Origin of the sequence: Flagellimonas olearia (genome assembly GCF_009184425.1) — a bacterium.
Taxonomy (GTDB): domain Bacteria; phylum Bacteroidota; class Bacteroidia; order Flavobacteriales; family Flavobacteriaceae; genus Flagellimonas; species Flagellimonas olearia.
In genome coordinates, this window is the sequence record NZ_WELG01000001.1 from 1,446,352 (window position 1) to 1,464,858 (window position 18,507).

General features: G+C 43.8%; 16 protein-coding genes. 9 read left to right on the top strand and 7 right to left on the bottom strand.

The window, feature by feature from the left end; genetic code table 11:
- Positions 1-88 precede the first annotated feature (88 nt).
- The 6 genes from F8C76_RS06265 to F8C76_RS06290 all read right to left on the bottom strand — a co-directional run bounded on the left by F8C76_RS06265 (position 89) and on the right by F8C76_RS06290 (position 4,690).
- Positions 89-844 carry a LytR/AlgR family response regulator transcription factor gene (locus F8C76_RS06265; RefSeq protein ID WP_152130919.1) on the bottom strand — a complete coding sequence of 252 codons (756 nt, stop codon included), beginning with the start codon at positions 842-844 and terminating at the stop codon, positions 89-91.
- 3 nt (positions 845-847) lie between these two features.
- Positions 848-1,153 carry a 2TM domain-containing protein gene (locus F8C76_RS06270; RefSeq protein ID WP_152130920.1) on the bottom strand — a complete coding sequence of 102 codons (306 nt, stop codon included), beginning with the start codon at positions 1,151-1,153 and terminating at the stop codon, positions 848-850.
- Between the two features lie 2 nt (positions 1,154-1,155).
- The gene (locus tag F8C76_RS06275) at positions 1,156-1,461 is read right to left on the bottom strand and encodes a 2TM domain-containing protein (RefSeq protein WP_129652759.1); all 306 of its coding nucleotides are present in this window, start codon (positions 1,459-1,461) and stop codon (positions 1,156-1,158) included.
- A 38-nt stretch (positions 1,462-1,499) separates the two neighbouring features.
- Positions 1,500-1,775 (bottom strand): 2TM domain-containing protein, encoded by a 276-nt coding sequence (locus F8C76_RS06280; protein WP_129652760.1) that lies wholly within the window; start codon positions 1,773-1,775, stop codon positions 1,500-1,502.
- 146 nt (positions 1,776-1,921) lie between these two features.
- Positions 1,922-3,265, bottom strand: coding sequence for a 2TM domain-containing protein (locus F8C76_RS06285; RefSeq protein WP_249042368.1), 1,344 nt, complete (start codon positions 3,263-3,265; stop codon positions 1,922-1,924).
- A gap of 288 nt (positions 3,266-3,553) precedes the next feature.
- Entirely contained in the window at positions 3,554-4,690 is a 1,137-nt protein-coding gene (locus F8C76_RS06290; protein ID WP_152130921.1) for a glycoside hydrolase family protein, read from the bottom strand.
- Between the two features lie 280 nt (positions 4,691-4,970).
- On the opposite strand from F8C76_RS06290, the gene F8C76_RS06295 reads away from it, so the two are divergent.
- The 6 genes from F8C76_RS06295 to F8C76_RS06320 all read left to right on the top strand — a co-directional run bounded on the left by F8C76_RS06295 (position 4,971) and on the right by F8C76_RS06320 (position 11,814).
- Positions 4,971-7,370, top strand: a complete 2,400-nt coding sequence (locus tag F8C76_RS06295; protein ID WP_152130922.1) for a TonB-dependent receptor — start codon at positions 4,971-4,973, stop codon at positions 7,368-7,370.
- 4 nt (positions 7,371-7,374) lie between these two features.
- Positions 7,375-8,214: a DUF4249 domain-containing protein gene (locus F8C76_RS06300; RefSeq protein ID WP_152130923.1), complete on the top strand. Its 840-nt coding sequence runs from the start codon at positions 7,375-7,377 to the stop codon at positions 8,212-8,214.
- A 537-nt stretch (positions 8,215-8,751) separates the two neighbouring features.
- Entirely contained in the window at positions 8,752-9,267 is a 516-nt protein-coding gene (locus F8C76_RS06305) for a nuclear transport factor 2 family protein (protein WP_152130924.1), read from the top strand.
- A 27-nt stretch (positions 9,268-9,294) separates the two neighbouring features.
- The gene (locus tag F8C76_RS06310; protein ID WP_152130925.1) at positions 9,295-10,062 is read left to right on the top strand and encodes a hypothetical protein; all 768 of its coding nucleotides are present in this window, start codon (positions 9,295-9,297) and stop codon (positions 10,060-10,062) included.
- 127 nt (positions 10,063-10,189) lie between these two features.
- Positions 10,190-11,086, top strand: coding sequence for a DUF4382 domain-containing protein (locus tag F8C76_RS06315; protein WP_152130926.1), 897 nt, complete (start codon positions 10,190-10,192; stop codon positions 11,084-11,086).
- A gap of 122 nt (positions 11,087-11,208) precedes the next feature.
- Positions 11,209-11,814: an FMN-binding negative transcriptional regulator gene (locus F8C76_RS06320; RefSeq protein ID WP_152130927.1), complete on the top strand. Its 606-nt coding sequence runs from the start codon at positions 11,209-11,211 to the stop codon at positions 11,812-11,814.
- 11 nt (positions 11,815-11,825) lie between these two features.
- Here the strand turns inward: F8C76_RS06320 and F8C76_RS06325 are convergent, their stop codons facing one another.
- Entirely contained in the window at positions 11,826-13,616 is a 1,791-nt protein-coding gene (locus F8C76_RS06325; RefSeq protein ID WP_152130928.1) for a PorP/SprF family type IX secretion system membrane protein, read from the bottom strand.
- A 302-nt stretch (positions 13,617-13,918) separates the two neighbouring features.
- Between F8C76_RS06325 and F8C76_RS06330 the strand changes: the two genes are divergently transcribed.
- From F8C76_RS06330 to F8C76_RS06340, 3 genes are all read left to right on the top strand, one after another.
- A complete protein-coding gene (locus tag F8C76_RS06330; protein WP_152130930.1) occupies positions 13,919-14,398 on the top strand; it encodes a GNAT family N-acetyltransferase in 480 nt (159 codons plus the stop codon).
- A gap of 140 nt (positions 14,399-14,538) precedes the next feature.
- A complete protein-coding gene (locus F8C76_RS06335; RefSeq protein ID WP_152130931.1) occupies positions 14,539-14,961 on the top strand; it encodes a DoxX family protein in 423 nt (140 codons plus the stop codon).
- 289 nt (positions 14,962-15,250) lie between these two features.
- Positions 15,251-18,496 carry a tetratricopeptide repeat protein gene (locus F8C76_RS06340; RefSeq protein WP_152130932.1) on the top strand — a complete coding sequence of 1,082 codons (3,246 nt, stop codon included), beginning with the start codon at positions 15,251-15,253 and terminating at the stop codon, positions 18,494-18,496.
- The last annotated feature ends 11 nt before the right edge of the window (positions 18,497-18,507 follow it).

Sequence of the window (18,507 nt, forward strand, 5' to 3'; positions counted from 1 at the left end):
ATTTTAGCTTAAAAAAGCCACTATAAGGAAAATTTATAGTGACTTTTTAAATAAATCAATTATTTGATAATCAGTTATTTTAAATCATTTATTCCAACCACAACTTAAAGTCTCTTACACGTTCCCTACTCACAATGATTTCTTGCTCATTGAAGTGGTTCAACTTCAATTGAAGCCTGGAATTTGTGTATGAAATGATGTCTTTTATATGGTTGATGTTCACATAAAATTTGCGGCTTACCCGGAAGAAAATCTTTGGGGACAACTCCTCCTCCAACTGTTCCAAAGTGGTGTCCAATAAATAATTTCTACCCTCCGAAGTTGTGGCATACGTCCCCTTGTTCTCACTGTAGAAACATTCCACATCTTCCGCGTTTATAATTTTGAGGTGCTGCCCCACCTTGACCGTAAACCGTTTTTTGTATTCGCGTTCCAAGGGGTCTGCCAACAGCTTTTTTATGTCCTCAAAATCGACCGAAATTTTATGCTGGTTCGGTTTAAAATCACAGTACTTTTTTACCGCCTTTTCCAGCTCTTCATCATCGATGGGTTTCAACAAATAATCTATGCTGTTCAACTTGAAAGCTTGGAGCGCATATTCATCAAAAGCAGTGGTAAAAATGATGGCACTTTTCACCTCGACCACATCAAAAATTTCAAAGGATAATCCGTCCGATAATTGGATGTCCAAAAAAATAAGATCAGGGTGCGGATGATTTTGAAACCACTCAATGGATTCCTCAACGGAATGCAACATCGTGGAAACCTCGACCTCCAAATCGGACAATAAACGACCCAATCTTCTGGCCGCGGGTTTTTCATCTTCAATGATGATCACATTCATTTTTTATAGGTATTTATCCATTTCCCTTTTGTCCTTTTCGATGAACTTTTGGATTTGGCGTTCTTCCCAATTCTTTCCAAACAATGGGTTAAATCCAAAAACCTTGGCCGCGTGAAAGGCCAATCCAATCCCCCAACCAAAGAGTGTGACAAAATGGGGCCATGTCCAAAAAGTGTCGGCATTGATATAAATGCTTATCAAAATAAAGGCATTGATGACCAGGTACACCATGACGTGAATGTAAAACGACTTAATTTCCTCTACACGTTTTTTGGCCCTAGTAAACTTTTCTTGCTCAAAATTTTCCATGATTATTTCCATTTTGTGGCTTCATCCTCTTCTTCTTTCATAAACTCCTTTATCTTCTTTTCCTCCCATCCCTTTCCAAAAAAGGGATTTAGGTTAAAGGTTCCAATGGCATGGAACATGACTCCTATGCCCCATCCAAAAGCAGCCCATAAAAACCACATATAGCTGAACCCATTGGTAAGATAGTTGATCAAGGCCAATACGGTCATGACCATGATGTAGGACCACACATGGGCATAAAACTTTTTAAGCTCGCCAACCCGTTCCTTGGCCCTCATGTACTTGCTTTCCCTATCCAAATTTTCCATACTAAAGACATTTTGGCTACTGCTAAATATAAACATTGTTAATATTCTTTTTGCTCCATGAACTCTTTGATCTTGCGTTCCTCCCATCCCCTTCCCAAAAGAGGATTGTAGCCTTGTGCACAGAACCACATCCCCACAAGACCTATGCCCCATCCCACTGCCGGGAAAATGATCCAAGGAAAACTTGTTGTTCTATAATTGAGGTACGCCAAAATCGGGATTACAATGCAATAGGCCAATAAACTGGAATAAAAAGCCTTTAGCTTTTCCACTTTCTGTTTGGCCCTATCATACTTTTTGTTTGAATTTTCCATAACGGTTCGTTTTTATGATTTAGTGATTACGTATGCCCCAAAATTCATCATTTACCGAAAGTGGAAGAAAAATAGGTTCGTGAACTGTCAATTATTGCGGATGAGTTGTTGGAAGATCTGAGATTGGATTTCTGAGCCGGAAAAGTCTAAAACTCATCCTTATCCATAAGTTCCTGGATTTTTTGTTCTTCCCAGCGTTTGCCCCACAGTGGGTTGTACCCAAAAGCTTCCATCCCATGCATAATTACACCAAATCCCCAACCCAAAGTGGGAAAAAATGCCCAAAGAAAATCGGTGGTCCTTAAATTGATCCACCATAAAAATGGTATCACGACACAATAGGTGATCAGGTTGCTGTAAAAGTCCTTCATGGCCTTCACCTGTTCCTTGGCCTTGGCATATCGCTTTTGTGCTATGTAATCCTTCTGCGTTTCCACAACGGTCAGTTTTTGGGTGAGTATAGGCAATGACACCCTAAACTCTACATCCGATTTTTGGATGACCACCTCCCGGTCCGTTAAAATATTGTAGCGTTGCTTAATGTTCTGAAGCCCCACCCCACTGCTCTTTTTCACCACCTGTTTTTCCTGGAGATTGTTGCTTACCACCAACATTCCACCTTCCTCGAACACTTTTATGTGCAACGGTCTGGAAGCGGTGACCACATTGTGTTTTACCGCATTTTCCAAAAGCAGCTGCAATGAAAGCGGGACTATTCTAGCCTCAGGTTGGGTGCAACTTTCCGGAATCTCAAAAACAATACTGTCCTCAAAGCGCATTTTTAACAAACGCACATAGGTCCGGGCAAAATTGAGCTCTTCATCCACCGTGACCAAGTCTTTGTTCTTTTGCTCCAATACATATCGATATACCTTGGAAAGTGAAGTAGTGAACTTTTGGGCTTGATCGGGGTCTTCTTCAATGAGACTGGTGAGCACGTTTAGGCTATTGAAGAGAAAATGGGGGTCTAATTGGTTCTTCAAGGCATCGAACCTTGCCGAAGCGGTTCCTGCAATAATCTTTTGCTCCTTTACCCGCTTTTCTTGCCAATTCCTGTAGAAATACGCCGCATAGAAGAACACAGACACCACTACGGTAATCAAAAGCGCCACGATATAGAACATGGGGTCCTCCCCTAACACAAAGGTTTCCCATGTTTCTCCTTCAAAACCCAAGTTAATGACAATGCGTATCCAAAAGATGCCCAAAAGGGTAAGTACAACTCCACCAATGCCACTGATGAATATCCGATAATTTGCAAACCTCCTCCACTGCACCCGATGGTTGATGTAATCATAGTACAGACTGTTTATGAAGGTGAGGACGATGGAGTACAACAGGTAGTGACCCACTTCCCGCATTAAATCCTTGCCAAACACCACTTCCCTACCCAAGAGCGCCTCCACGCTAATGAAAACAAGCGCTATCAATAGCCCCAAACCTATTGCGGTAAGCAATAGTTTGCCAATATATTGGATTGTTTTTTCCATGATCGCTAATCGGGTTGGTGGAAGGATACGCTTGACCATTCCACCTTAACATGATTAAAATTAACAAAAACCATAGGTTTATTCTGAAGGTTGTCCCCACTTACCTTTCCAAATTGGACAAAGTGAGAAAAAGACCGTCCGTTTTTTGATTGATGCACCAAAGTTGCAGGTTTTCCAAGAACAAGGAAAAAATGAACTACTGAACTGTGGTTTTTCCCTGACGGATCGTATCCACAAAAAAGCTCGATGACAAAAAATCATCGGGCCTTTAAATTTAAATCAAGAGAGTTAATTTTTGGAATAGTCCTTATGGATAGCCTCTTCAAAAGCTTTCCAATGGGCATCCGTCATCCTACCGGGTGTAAATAGACATATCCCTTCTGCTCCATTCTCCATGGATACTTTAATGGCCTCACCTATTTCCCCAGGCAACAGACCGTGATTTTCAGGGTCTTTTTCATCACCTTTCTTTTCTGGTTTTGGGCAGATGAACAAGCCACTGTACACAGGCGCTCCGTCCTTTGCAGTGGCGACCTCTTCGGCAACCATTTCACCGACCCATTGGGGGCCTTCCAAATAAAAGTCGTTGTAGTTCATGGGATATATGGCATCCAAGTCCCATTTGCCCCAATCCTGTCTTACCAATTTTTTCGCAATGGATGGACCCGGGAAAACCGCCCCATTGATCTTCTTGTTTTTGGAATGTACCACTTCGGTCAAACGGTTGACCATATTGGTAATCAAATCATATCGGAACTGTTTCCATTCCATCACTTGTGAAGGGTCTTCCACCTCTAGAATATCGACACCTGTTTTGTCTTTAAATGCCGAAGTACAGTCGTCACAATAGCAGTAATCAAACTGCGGAAACTCCCTATCCATCACCAATCCGTATTTGTCCCATAGACCACGGGCCAAGATCACGTCGGGAAAACGGATGTAATCCAAATGAATGCCATCCACATGCTCAACCTCTGCCACGCTTCCATACAGATCGGCCAAGAAATTGTACACCCCCTCCTTGCTTGGGCATAAAAAGGTATAGTGCGAAACATAGGCCGGTTTATCATATGCAGATTCGCCTTTACCGTTAATAGCATACCACTCTTCTTTCAACTTGGGGTTTTTGCCCTGTACCATGGTAGGGATCCAAGTGTGGAACTCCATACCGGCCTCTTTTACGAGCTTCCCTACCCTTCTGTAGGTTTCCGGGTCGTGCCCGCCATTGTACATTAGCCCATCAATTCCCTTTGCCTTTAGGTCGGCAAACTTCGTGGCCAATTCTTCGTCCGTGGCCTCTCCAGGTCCATAATCCCATGCATAAACAGGGATTTTTGTTGTTTTAGTGGAGGTTTTCTCCGCCTCTTTATCCTTACATGCTACCATTGAGATGGCCAAGACCATCACCATTAAAACTTTCCTCATTCTTTGTTTTTTTGTTTAGTTGATATGAAGTTAATCAATCCCATTGCGGAAAAATTAAAATTTAGACCAACAACAGTACAACCCAAACCAACGTCCATTAAAAAACTTTCTTTTTTTACGCACCTCTAAACACTTGGCAACCAAAGCTATTGGGCATCAACAGTAAAATTGACAACCTTTTCTTCATCTTCCCCATGCAACCTTCCAATTTCCAAAGTGTCCTTAGTGCGAGTGAATCAAAAAACGATTTCATCTTAACCTGTAATTCAAAAAATCACAAATGAAACAAAAAAAGAAAAGGCATGGCCCGGCATTTTGGCTTTTGGGTCTTTGCCTCTTATTGGGCACAATGCTCGTTCAGGCCCAAAACAATTTCACCATTAGCGGAAAAATTTCGGACGGTACCAATGGGGAGACCTTGTTTGGCACCTCCATTTTTTTACGCGGCACCGATATTGGTGCGATCAGCAACGAATATGGTTTTTACTCCATCAGTGCACCGAAGGGGACCTATACCTTGGTATTTTCATACATCGGTTACAATGAAATGACCCGGGAGGTGACCTTGGATCAAAACATGACCCTTGATGTGGAACTATTGGAGTCGTCTACCCAACTGGATGAAGTAGAGGTCACTGCTGAAGAGCCCGAACGGGCGCTACTGCGCAAACCTGAAATGAGTGTCTCCAAACTCAACATAAAGACTGTAAAGCAAATGCCTGTGGTTTTGGGCGAAGTGGACATCATAAAGTCCCTTCAGATTCTACCGGGGGTTACCAACAACGGGGAAGGTTCCAGTGGATTTCATGTTCGCGGGGGAGCTGTGGACCAAAACCTGGTATTATTGGACGAGGCCATCATATACAACACCTCCCACTTATTGGGCTTTTTCTCGGTCTTCAATGCGGATGCCGTAAAAGACCTTAAACTGTACAAAGGTGGCATCCCTGCGCGGTTTGGGGGTCGGGTTTCATCGGTATTGGATGTAAGACAAAAAGACGGAAACAGTAAAGCGTTTGCCATGACCGGGGGCATTGGTGCCATTTCCAGTCGATTGGCCCTTGAAGGTCCCATGTTCAACGACCGAGGATCCTTCTTGATTGCCGGACGTGGGTCATACGCCCACCTGTTCTTAAAATTGGCCGGGGAAGACAACAGCGCCAACTTTTACGATTTGAACTTGAAGACCAATTACAATCTCAACCCAAACAACAAATTGTACCTCTCCGGTTACTTTGGCCGCGACCTTTTCAATATTGGGGGTTCATTTAGCAGCAGCTACGGGAATGCATCGGGCAATCTACGCTGGAACCATATTTTCAACGATAGGCTCTTTTCCAACTTATCATTGATCTACAGTAACTATGATTACGAACTGGGTATTGATTTCTTTGATTTTGATTGGGTCTCTTCCATCCAAAACTACAATGTAAAGTACGACCTTAAATACTACTTCAACGATGCATTCAAGCTCGATTTTGGAGTAAGCACCATAAAGTATGTGTTTGATCCCGGTCGTATAAAACCCACTGACCCAGCTTCTGCGATCAATGAGTTGCAGCTGGACAAAAAACGGGCTTTGGAAAGTGCGGCCTATATCAACGCAGAGCATAAGCTTACGGATAGGTTAACCGCCCAGTACGGTATTCGGTTCAGTCATTTTAACCGCATGGGCGGACAACCCTTGAACGAATACCAAGATAATAGACCTTTGGTCTATAACAGCACGCTTCGCATTTACGAAAGGCAAGACCCTATTGATGAAATCAGCTATAAAAAGAGTGAGAGCATTGAAACCTTCAGCAATTTGGAGCCAAGGGTTTCCCTAGCCTATCAACTCAACGAGCTATCCTCTGTAAAATTGGGGTATTCCAGGGCAGCCCAGTACATCCATCTATTGTCCAACACCTCATCAGTAACTCCTATTGATGTTTGGACCCCGAGTGGAAAGTACATCCAACCCCAGTTATCGGACCAATTTGCCTTCGGATATTTTAAAAATTTCAAGGGCAATGTCTATTCCATGGAAGTGGAGACTTTCTATAAGACCGTGGACAACCGAATCGACTATATTGATGGTTCTGACTTAATTGGAAACAATACCATAGAACGTGAAATCCTGAACGGTGAATCAAAAGCCTATGGTGTTGAATTGTTATTACGAAAAAATGAAGGTGCCTTCACTGGTTGGTTGGCCTACACTTGGTCCAAATCACAACAGCGGACCCCCGGAGGGGACGCTGGTGGCCCGGGAATCAACAATGGGGATTGGTACAGTACTCCACATGACCGCACCCATGACGTATCACTCACCGGGGCCTATGCCCTGAACGAAAAATGGAGTTTTGGGGCCAATGCCATTTTCCAAACGGGAAGACCTGTGACCTACCCCAATGGGCAATACCAGTACGAAGGGATTTCCGTGGCCAGTTACTCCGACCGTAATGCCAACCGTTTGCCGGCTTACCACCGATTGGACGTTTCGGCCACCTACCGCCCCAATAGAAAGCCGCAAAATAGATGGAAGGGCGAATGGGTCTTTGGCATCTACAATGTGTTCAACAGGAGAAATGCCGCATCGATATCCTTTGGACAGAACATGGAAACGGGCGCCAACGAAGCCACCCGTACCGCCATTTTTGGGATTGTCCCTTCAGTAACATACAACTTTAAATTTTAAACACATGAAACCATTTTATATAGCTTGCATTGGGATATTGCTCCTGTTCGCATCCTGCACCGATGTTATTGAGGTGGATGTTCCCGAAGGGCCTGAAAGGTTGGTCATAGAAGCTTCTTTGGACTGGGAGAAAGGAACATCTGGAAACAACCAGACCATTGTACTCAGCACCTCCACCCCTTTCTTTGCCGAACAAAAAATTGTCCCTGTACTTGGTGCTTCGGTCAAGGTCATCAATACGGATACGGCTGCTGAATTCATCTTTACCAGTCAAAACAACGGAGAATACACCACCTCGTCCTTTGTTCCGATTGTTGGGGATACTTATCAACTTGAGGTCCTCTATAACGGGGAGACCTATACGGCTACTGAAACCCTGTATCCTTTGGTGGACATCATTGAAGTTTCCCAGTCCAAGGACGGCGGTGAGGATGATGAGGCTCTCGAGGTAAATGTAACATTTCAGGACCCTGAAGGGCTTGGCGATTACTACTTCCTACGCTTCAAAAGTCAGAACGACCTACTTTCGGAGCTTTATTATATCAAGGATGAATTCATTGATGGCAATGAGGCCACATTTTATTACGAAAAGTTGGAAGGTGAAGATAGTGTTGACGAGTTTAAACCCGGCGATGTTGTGGATGTGGCCTTGATGGGCATTTCGAAACAGTACCACGATTACCTTAGGCTTTTGGTGGACCAGTATGAAAATGCCGGGACTCCTTTTAGCCCCACACCGGTTCCCTTGGTGGGCAACTGTGTAAATGTGGACGACCCCAACAACTTGGCCTACGGATATTTTAGGGTTACCGAAATCATACAGACCGAGTATACTTTTGAATAAATTCCTAGGGGCATGTTGGACACCTTATATCCGACATGTCCCTTCTTTTTTACTGCAACAGTTCATCCAAGGCCATATTTCACGAAAAACCAACCGAATTGCGTAAGAAAACACCTTGTATTTGATGGGTTTCAAGCAAAAAACACATCATTCAAACCTCTGATTAACAGTTTTTTATTATATTTATAAGGACCGACTGTTTACAACCTCCCCCTTGCATTCTTCTCGGCAAGTCCCACATCTAAATAGATCTTTGTACTTGCATGTCATGTTGACCCACGCCGTTCGGAATTGAGCAAGTTGCCTTTGTACCACAGATTTCCACAACCTGTAAATCAATCTTTTGAAAACACTGACGATTCTGGCTCATTTGACCCATGAAGATGGTGCAAACTCGCTGCATGTGGAATATTTTATCACAAGGAACCCACTTGTGATAAGGACAAGACCTGATTTTTCCAATTTCAAATCAAATTAAAACATATGCCCCGGCCCTGTGGTCGGGGTATTTTTTTACTAACCTTAAATCAACAAACAATGAAAAAAATTCTTTTATCATTCGGGATGGTGGCCCTATTGTTAGGCGCTTGTCAACAAGGTCCAGTGCGGTACACCCAGAATTCCCCAGAGATTGACACTGTCAAGAAATTGATTGCCAATTATGACAGTAAAAACTACGATACCAGCATGTATGCTGATACTTCCAAAACCTATTACAACACCAATGACGATGCCCTATCGCCCTCAGAGGCTATGGATTATCACAGACAATCGGAGGTCAATTATGCTTCCAGGGGCTTTGGAAATGAACATCAAGAATATGAAATGGTGGTGACCGATGATGGTGAAACCTGGGTGAACAGTTGGTTGGAATGGGAATGCACCCTAGCCGCCAACGGAAAGGAAATTAGTGTTCCCGTTCACCTGACCTTTCAATTTGTGGACGGAAAAATTGTAAAGGAATATGGGTATTGGGACCCAACCGAGATTGTATTGGAACTCCAAAAAATTGAGGCCGAGGCCAAAATGATGGAGGAAGAGCAAACAGAATGATCAAAAACTAAACTAAAACTAAAGACAATGAAACGATTACTTTTAACCCTAGTACTGGTGCCTATGGTAATGATGGGCCAACAGACAGAGCAACCACCCATTTTTATGAATGTGATGATGACGCCGCATCCTGAAAAGATTGAGGCCTTTGAAGCGGGAATGGCAGCCCACAACAAGAAATATCATGCCAATAATCCAGGCTCAGTTAGTGTGTTTTGGGTGGCCAGTGGCGAAAATTCAGGAAAATATGTGTGGAGTATGGGCCCAACCTCTTGGGCGGCCATGGATGATGTGAGCAATTATGACGATGCCCATACCAAGGACTGGAACACCAATGTGGCCGCCAATGCATTGGCCAAAATGGAGACCACCTATTGGAAAAATGATTTGAAACATTCCAATTTCAGCAGGGATTTTAACCTGAAGAACCTTTCCATTTTTATGGTGGACGTAAAACGGTTCAAGCAAATGGAGTTCGCCTCCATTTTAGATCGCGTGCAAAAGGTTTTCAAAACCAAAGACCCAGACCATCAATGGGGAAGCTACTTCAACGAACTCCCCAATATGGATGGCCAGGATTTTGTTTGGGTCGATTTCTTTGACAAATCGGCCTGGATGGGAGAAGAGGACAAGTTCATGGAATGGTTTGAGGAAGTCCACGGTGCCGGTAGTTTTTCAAACTTTTTAAAGGATGTTGAAGCCGCCACAAACGGAGACCGTGGAGAATTATGGATCTATAGAGGTGATCTTAGCGGTACCAGTGGAGAAGTAAAAACAAGGGGAGACGGACAGTGATTTTGTAGGATTTTACCTTAAACAGTATTGAAAAGCTTGCATTTCATCGAAAAAACAAGATTTGGACGCGTATAGACACCTTTTTGCCCGTATCTATAACACGAACCTATTGATTAAACCCCATACGATGAGAACAAAAATCTTTTTTTACGCATTGAGTTTTATCCTTTTAACCTTTACAGGCTGTTCAAGCGATGGAGATGGTGGCAATGGTGACACCATGGGAAGGCTAACGGTAAAAATGACCGATGCCCCTTTTCCATTTGATATGGTAGCCGAGGCCAATGTTACTGTCTTTAAAATAGACGCAAGACTGAAGGATGGCGAAGATGACGATGAAGAAATGGATGATGATGAAAGTGGTTCCTCTTTTGTCACCCTAATGGAAGAGGAAATTTCAGTGAACCTTTTGGATTTGACCAACGGTACCACTGAAACCATGGCCGATTTGGACATTCCTGTTGGCACCTATGACCTTATACGGGTCTACGTAAAGGGAGTGAATGTGGTATTGACCGATGAACGTAGCTTTGATCTCAAAGTTCCTAGCGGCGAGCAGACCGGTATCAAAATTTTTATCGACCCTGCTTTGACCATTGCTGGTGGTCTTTCCAGTGATCTATTGCTGGATTTTGACGTAAGCCGCTCTTTTGTGGCCAAGGGCAATATGAATTCAGTTGATGGCATTACCGGCTTCAACTTTAAGCCAGTGATCAAGGTGAGTAATCTATCCACAGCAGGTACATTGAGTGGGGCGGTAACCACCATGGATGGGGAATCTTCCGTTGCTTTGGAGGACGCCCAAATTTCCATACTGGATTTGGATGAAGAGCCAGTGACCTCTGGAGCTACCAATATAGATGGGAATTATGCTATCATTGGCCTTAATGCAGGAATCTACAAAGTGTTTGCTTCCATGAACGGATTTGCGAACAGTGATACCGTTGAAGTGGAAATTGTAGCCGCAAACAAGACTGTACAAGACTTCGTCTTGGAGGCCGAAGTAGTAGAGGCAGGCAACTAGTCCCTCTTCAAAATATGTAATTGAAAAAGCGGGGCAATGCCCCGCTTTTTTTATGTTGACCTGAAATTGTAATAGGCGTGTATTCGTATCTTTGGACCATCATTCCATAACCTTACCCTAGCATGTACATTCCACATTACTACAAGAATGAAAATCTTGATGAAATAAAGGATTTCTTGATCCAGAACAGTTTTAGCATTTTGATCAATACGGTGGACGGAAAGCCTTGGGGCACCCATATCCCTCTGGAATTGGATACAAATGCGAATGGCCAGAATATCCTAGTGGGGCACATCTCAAAGGCCAACCCACAATGGAAAAACTTCAACAGCCCCTCAGAAGTGCTGTGTATTTTCAATGGACCCCATTCCTACATTTCTTCGTCATGGTATAAAGAAGAAGAGGTTCCCACTTGGAATTATATTGCCGTGCACGTCTATGGGAAAGTAACCATTTTGGATGAGGAACAGACCATGGCCTCAATGTACAAGCTTGTGGACAAGTATGAACAAAACTCGAAGAATCCCATTTCCTTGGACCATATGTCACCCAAGACCCTGCGCCAAGTAAAAGGCGTGGTAGGCTTCGAAATTGAAATCACAGAGATTCAGGCGGCTTACAAATTGTCACAGACCCGTGTGGATGATCACCCTGCCATCATTTCAGAGCTGAACGAAACCAACGACCCCGGAAGTAAGGCCATTGCCCATAAGATGAAAAAGGGATAACCCCGATCGCCTTATTCGTTGTCTTGGAAAATGGCATCGGCCCAATTGGAATATCGGGGGTTGTCTACATGCATGATCCATATCTCATCCGTGTACTTGCCCTTCATCTTGGAACGGTAGGCGGCATAAGCCTGTTCGTTTTCTTCATACTTGGCCAAATACACATAATTAAGACCGTTATCAGGATTCTTAAAATATTCGGCATCCAAGCCTTGGGCCTTGAGCTTGTTCATAAAGCTCTTTAAATAGCGTTCGTTCTTGAACACATTGGCAACAATGTAGTGTCCTTGCCCCACTCCATCCAGATTGATGAACTTTTCAATGGGTTTATAATCCCCTCCTGAAAAAGAACCCGTAGTCTTAGGTTTGACACCATTTCTGGAAGTGCTGGTTGAATTATCTGCCAACTGCGTTTGGGCCATTATTTTTGCCAAAGAATCCAAATCCTCGTTCTTGGCCAAATAGAGTTCATGGGCTTTTTGCTCAATATCAGGTCTGGTATCCCCAGTCTGTTGTTTCACCATATGCATTACCATTTCAAATCGCTTTTCCAAGTCGCGTTGCCGGTTCTGCTCCATGGAATCCATCCGGAAAATAAGCTCGTTGATCACAGCGTAGTTGTCTTCTTGTTGTGCCCTTAATTGCTCGATTTGTTCTTCCCAAAACGCCAGATCCTCTTTGTTGGAAGGTCGCAAAATGGTTGCTACATCCAATTTGCTTTTCTGTACTTCCTTTTTGGACTTCTTGGCATCGGCCACCAAACCTTCACCCTCAATGGGTTTTCTATTATCCTTGTCGTTCTCCTCATTGGAGACCATAACGTTTTTGGACAAAGTGGGTACAAAGGAATAGGCTATGGACACCTCATGGGTTACCCCAAGATTAATCAGGTTGTTGTTGATGTTCTTTTCAAAGTTATACCCAAAGGAAAGTCTTCGGTTCAGGTTAAATCCTGTTCCGGCGGAGGCTCCATAAAATTGGTCGTACCCACCTTGGACCCAGCCCAATTTGGGCAGATCCAATATAACTCCGCCACCAAAGATAGGGTCATTACTGCCCTCAAACCTTGCCCGTGCCAAAGGCATGAGCCTACCATCTTCCAAAATTCCATGGGCATTTTCAAACTCATGGGTAAACTGAACATGCCCTGAAAATGTCTTCTCCGCAATATTGGTGAGTGATTTTCCAGACTTAATATTGTAGTCTACCAAATTTTGGGCAAAAACCCCAAAATCAAACTTCCCCAATGAAAGGTTGAGTCCCGGTTGGAAGGAAATAATGGAACTTTCGGATGCTTCGTTCAACAACGGGTCGTCCTCAAGCGCCACTGCCCTATCCGGGTCCAAACTACTTACATAATAAGGGATGTTCACCCCAAAAGTAAGGCTGCTTTTCTGTCCCAATTGTATACCGTGGGAATAATTGGCCATCACTCCCAAATTGGAAATCACTCCTGATTTCTGGTTGTACAAACTCAAACCCAGACCTATCCTTTCGTTTATCTGACCACTATAACTCAAAAAGTAGTTCTGGTTATTGTCACTGAACTCTGCACTTTGACTTCTGTGAAAAAAGTTCACATACGATTTATCCTCGCGGACCGCGCTAAAGGTCGGGTTTATCAAAAACCGATTGTATTTGAGCAGATTCTGAAATGGAATATCATAGCTCACATAGGGATTGCTTTCTTGGGCCAATACCGAATGTAAGGAAAGCCAACAGAAAAGTATCAAGGGTACGATTCCACTAGAACGGAATAAGCGGAGGGGGTTCCTTAAAGAGAATAGTAGTAGTTTTTCCATAGCCGATTGGAATTTGTAGGTTAAGGTACCTGATGGGGTCAGGCATGTGTATTTGGTTCAGTCTCATTGCAAGATTTGGGAACTTGTAAGAGTTTTATTACTAATATGAGTTGTAATATTACGCAATAAATCGGTAAACAACCAATTTTTTCGTTAAACGGAGAGGTTAATTATAGATATAACGAAACTAGACCAAAAAAATTGGTTATTCCACTCAAAAAAAGAAGGTTATGACTCAAATCCTTGATATGCTTTTCAAGGTTTCCCCTTAACTTTGCAAGGCAACTTTTAACCGATTCGGCATGGCCATTTCCCCTAAAATAGTACCCTATTCCGATACCTATCGGGAGGCATTCAGGACCCTCAATGAAGAATGGATAAACACCTATTTCAAAATGGAGGAAGCAGACCGCATATCGCTGCACCATCCCAAGGAAAACATTTTGGACAAAGGTGGTTACATCGCTGTGGCCTTGTTGGAGAATGAGCCCGTAGGCGTATGCGCGCTTATCCCCAGTAAACATGACGGCTATGATTTTGAATTGGCCAAAATGGGAGTTTCCCCGAAAGCGCAAGGAAAAGGGATCGGCAAACTTTTGGGCATGCATATGGTTGACAAGGCCAAGTCCTTGGGGGCCCAGAAACTCTATCTGGAGAGCAACAGAATCCTGAAACCCGCCCTTAACCTCTATAGGAAGCTTGGTTTTGTTGAAATTATTGGGGTTTCATCGCCCTACGAGCGTAGTGATATCCAAATGGAATTGGTCTTGAAAAACGGATAAAACCGCTATTGGAATATAAACGCCGTAGCGTTCCTTCTACAATAAATATTGGACTAAAAACAGGGTTTCCACCCGGATTTATTTCCTCATATCACTAAAAATGAGTACCTTATAGTATTCAACCTATAAATCCGTTCACTATGGGAACCGTAAAGGACTTAAACAAATGGGCCAATGCCCATACCTATTATCCGTTGGATTTGTTGCGTATTGCCCTAGGGATTTTTCTTTTTATCAAGGGCATTGAATTTATGACAAATCATGAGCAGATGGCCTTGATGGCCAAGCCTTTTGAAGGTATACCGGGAGGTATGATTCTACTACATTATATTACGCCGGCCCATTTTGTAGGGGGCTTTTTAATTGTAATAGGTTTATTGACCCGTTGGGCGGTAATTGCACAGTTGCCCATTCTTATCGGTGCTGTGCTCACCAATTTCTTGGGAACCATGCACCCCACCAATTTAATCATGGCAACCTTGGTTCTGTTGGCATGCATTTTTTTTACCTTTTATGGATCCGGAAAACATTCGGCGGATTACTATCTAAAAATGCAGCAATAATCCATACAGTTACCTGAAAGTTTGATGCAGTATTGCCTGAGCTATTTTTGTGGGTATCACTTTAATGCACTACATTTAATTTACTGTTTATCAACCTAAAGCCAACACTATCAAACGCTCTGTATTCATACTACTCTTCGTATGTCTTGTTGCCACCACTACGCAGGGACAAACAGGGCTTATAGACAGTCTTCAGCAAAAATATGCCACTGTTGACTCCGACTCTCTTCGGATACGGATACTCAAGGATATTGCCTGGGAATATCTGAACAATCGCGGGAACCCCAATTTGGCAAAGAAGCATATCGATAGCTTGCACACCATCAGTCAAAATGCAAACCTTTCTTGGGGAATTGCCATGGCGGACTATCAATATGCCGTATGGGAAAGACAAATTGGAAACTACAGCAAAGCCCTGAATCATATTGATGCGTATCTGAACTATTCTGGTACCCAAAAAGAACCATTCGCCCTAGCCAACGGCCTATATCAAAAGGCCATTATTCTGGACAATCTGGGAGATTTTGACAAAAGCTTGGGAATCTACTACGATATCCTGAAAATATATGAAGACCATGACGACCAATTCAGTATTGCCACTACACTGAATGCCATGGGCGAAATCCTGAAAAAAACAGGCAAAATGTCCGAGGCCATGGACCATTACCAAAGAGCCTTGAACATCTTCAGTGCCTTGAACGATAAAACGGAAATGGCCAATTGCCTTTTTAATATTGGGGATACGTTCATGCACCAAGAAGATTATGACCAAGCCTTGGACTACTTCAACCGGGCCTTGGCCCTTGATCAAGAGACCAACAGCGATTGGGGAAAAGCATTTGATTATGAGGCTCTGGGAAAGGTCTACGGACGTCAAAAAAGATATGCATTGGCCTTAGAGCATCATAACCAAGCATTGGCCTTGAGGGAAAAATTGGGGATGAGGCTGGAGCTCTCCATGAGTTATACTGAAATAGGGTCCATCAATCTTGAAATGGGAAACTCCAAAGAGGCTGAAAAATCCATCCTAAATGCCATTGCCATAGCTAAGGAAATTGGTGCGCGTTCCCACCTTCAGGAAAACTATGACATCCTTTCCCGTATTTATGAGCGCAAGAAGGAATATGACAAGGCGCTAATCTATAAGAATAAGTTTGTGGCCTTGAAGGACAGTTTGTTCAATGAGGCCAAATCCAAACAAATTGAAGAACTCCAAGTAAAGTTTGATTCCGAAAAAAAACAGGATGCCATTACCACGCTCCAAAAAGACGCAGAGATCAACCAGTTGAAGATCAAACAGCAGAAAACCCTTCGGAACATTATTATAGGGCTTGCCGTGGCCGCACTGTTGTTCCTATGGTTCGCCTTTAAACGTTATAAGCAGGATCAGCGCGTAAAACAGGCCGACGAGGAAAAAAAACGGGCCGTCCAAGAAGAGCGAAATCGTACGGAAATCGAAAGACAGCGGGTGGCCGAGCTTCAAAAAATCGATGCCTTGAAAGATGAATTCCTCGCCAACACCTCTCACGAACTGAGAACGCCCTTGGTGGGCATCATTGGCTTATCGGAATCCCTAAAGGATGGCGTTGCAGGAAAACTCCCCCAAGCCGCCTTGGAAAATTTGGAGATGATTTCCAATAGTGGAAAGCGGCTCTCCCATTTGGTTAACGACATCCTTGATTTTTCAAAACTCAAGAACCAGGACCTGTCGCTTACCCTACAACCGGTGGATCTTTATGCCATATCCAATATCGTACTACGGTTGTCCCAGCCCCTGCTCATGGACAAAAAACTAAAGCTCATCAATTCCATTCCAAAGGATATCCCCTTGGTAACCGCCGATGAAAACCGGGTACAACAGATCATGCACAATCTCATTGGCAATGCCATAAAGTTTACCGAGAAGGGGTACGTTACCCTTTTTGCGGAGGTGAAGGATACGATGATCTCCATCTCCATATCGGATACGGGAATAGGCATTTCAAAAGATAAGCAGGGTACCATTTTCAATTCGTTTGAACAAGGGGACGGATCCACTCAAAGGACTTATGGCGGTACCGGACTGGGCCTTTCGGTCACAAAACATTTGGTGGAACTGCATGGGGGCACCATTCAGGTTGAATCGGAACCAGGAAAAGGTTCCATTTTCTCCTTTACCTTACCCGTTAGCGAAATCAAACGAAAAGAACTCAAACAAAAGGGACAAATGGGTCAAGACGTTGTTCAAACCTTGAGCCGGGGCCATGAAGATTTGGTGCCGCAAAAAATTAAGTCCAAATCTCTGGAGGGAGCCATAAAAATACTGGTGGTGGACGATGAACCCGTAAACCGAAGGGTATTGGAGAACCACCTTACCGTAGCAGGGTATGAAATTGTTGAGGCCAGTTCAGGTAAGGAAGCCCTCAAATTATTGGATGGGGAGATTCCCTTCCAATTGGTGCTATTGGATATTATGATGCCCGGCCTTTCCGGGTACGAGGTCTGCGAGACCATCCGTAAGCAATACACCGCCAGTGATTTGCCCATCATCCTGCTCACGGCCAAAAACACAGTCAATGATTTGGTCATCGGATTCAATTCCGGCGCCAACGACTACCTCACCAAGCCCTTTTCAAAAGGGGAATTGCTGAGCCGGATACGGACCCACATCAACCTGAACACCATCCATAGGGCCACATCCAAGTTTGTCCCCTCCGAATTTGTGCAATCCGTAGGAAAGGAATCCATTACCGATGTTAAATTGGGAGACCATATTGAAAAGAATGTGACGGTACTTTTTTCCGATATCCGCGATTACACCACCCTTGCCGAAGGCATGACACCCGAACAAAACTTCAAGTTTGTCAACGCTTATGTAGGTCGGATGGGGCCCATTATCAAGGAAAATGAAGGTTTTGTGAACCAATATATGGGGGATGGCATCATGGCCCTATTCCCAAAAACTCCCGAAAATGCCTTGGATGCCGCTGTTGAAATGCAGCGTGCCCTTTCCCTGTACAACAAAAGAAGGGTGGAGGAAAAAGGATACAAACCCCTATCCATTGGAATAGGCTTACACACCGGACCATTGATCATGGGAATCATTGGGGATTCCAAGCGGAACGATCCCGCCGTAATCGCGGATACCGTGAACAGTGCTGCACGGGTCGAGGGAGTCACCAAACATTTTGGGGCCAATATCATAATCAGTGAGGATAGCATACAGGTCATGGAGGATGCCACAGGATTCAATTTTAGGTATTTAGGAAAGGTTCGCGTAAAGGGCAAGCAAAAGGCGATTGAAATCTATGAATGTATCGATGGGGACAGCATTGAAAGCATTTCGCTAAAGCTGGAAACCCTGGCCCACTACACCGAAGGCATCCAAGCCTATTTCAAAGGGGAATTCAACGAAGCATCCACAGCTTTTGAGTGGGTCCTCTACAAAAACCCAGGCGATTCCGTAGCCCACTATTTTAATGACCAAGCCAAAAAATATGCCGTGTTGGGTGCCCCGGAGGGTTGGGCCTCTGGAACTGTTATGCACGAAAAGTAGTGGACAATACC

Coding starts and splice junctions, on each gene's coding strand:
- F8C76_RS06265 (WP_152130919.1), bottom strand. CDS start 844: ATGAATGTGATCATCATTGAAGATGAAAAACCCGCGGCCAGAAGATTG.
- F8C76_RS06270 (WP_152130920.1), bottom strand. CDS start 1,153: ATGGAAAATTTTGAGCAAGAAAAGTTTACTAGGGCCAAAAAACGTGTA.
- F8C76_RS06275 (WP_129652759.1), bottom strand. CDS start 1,461: ATGGAAAATTTGGATAGGGAAAGCAAGTACATGAGGGCCAAGGAACGG.
- F8C76_RS06280 (WP_129652760.1), bottom strand. CDS start 1,775: ATGGAAAATTCAAACAAAAAGTATGATAGGGCCAAACAGAAAGTGGAA.
- F8C76_RS06285 (WP_249042368.1), bottom strand. CDS start 3,265: ATGGAAAAAACAATCCAATATATTGGCAAACTATTGCTTACCGCAATA.
- F8C76_RS06290 (WP_152130921.1), bottom strand. CDS start 4,690: ATGAGGAAAGTTTTAATGGTGATGGTCTTGGCCATCTCAATGGTAGCA.
- F8C76_RS06295 (WP_152130922.1), top strand. CDS start 4,971: ATGAAACAAAAAAAGAAAAGGCATGGCCCGGCATTTTGGCTTTTGGGT.
- F8C76_RS06300 (WP_152130923.1), top strand. CDS start 7,375: ATGAAACCATTTTATATAGCTTGCATTGGGATATTGCTCCTGTTCGCA.
- F8C76_RS06305 (WP_152130924.1), top strand. CDS start 8,752: ATGAAAAAAATTCTTTTATCATTCGGGATGGTGGCCCTATTGTTAGGC.
- F8C76_RS06310 (WP_152130925.1), top strand. CDS start 9,295: ATGAAACGATTACTTTTAACCCTAGTACTGGTGCCTATGGTAATGATG.
- F8C76_RS06315 (WP_152130926.1), top strand. CDS start 10,190: ATGAGAACAAAAATCTTTTTTTACGCATTGAGTTTTATCCTTTTAACC.
- F8C76_RS06320 (WP_152130927.1), top strand. CDS start 11,209: ATGTACATTCCACATTACTACAAGAATGAAAATCTTGATGAAATAAAG.
- F8C76_RS06325 (WP_152130928.1), bottom strand. CDS start 13,616: ATGGAAAAACTACTACTATTCTCTTTAAGGAACCCCCTCCGCTTATTC.
- F8C76_RS06330 (WP_152130930.1), top strand. CDS start 13,919: ATGGCCATTTCCCCTAAAATAGTACCCTATTCCGATACCTATCGGGAG.
- F8C76_RS06335 (WP_152130931.1), top strand. CDS start 14,539: ATGGGAACCGTAAAGGACTTAAACAAATGGGCCAATGCCCATACCTAT.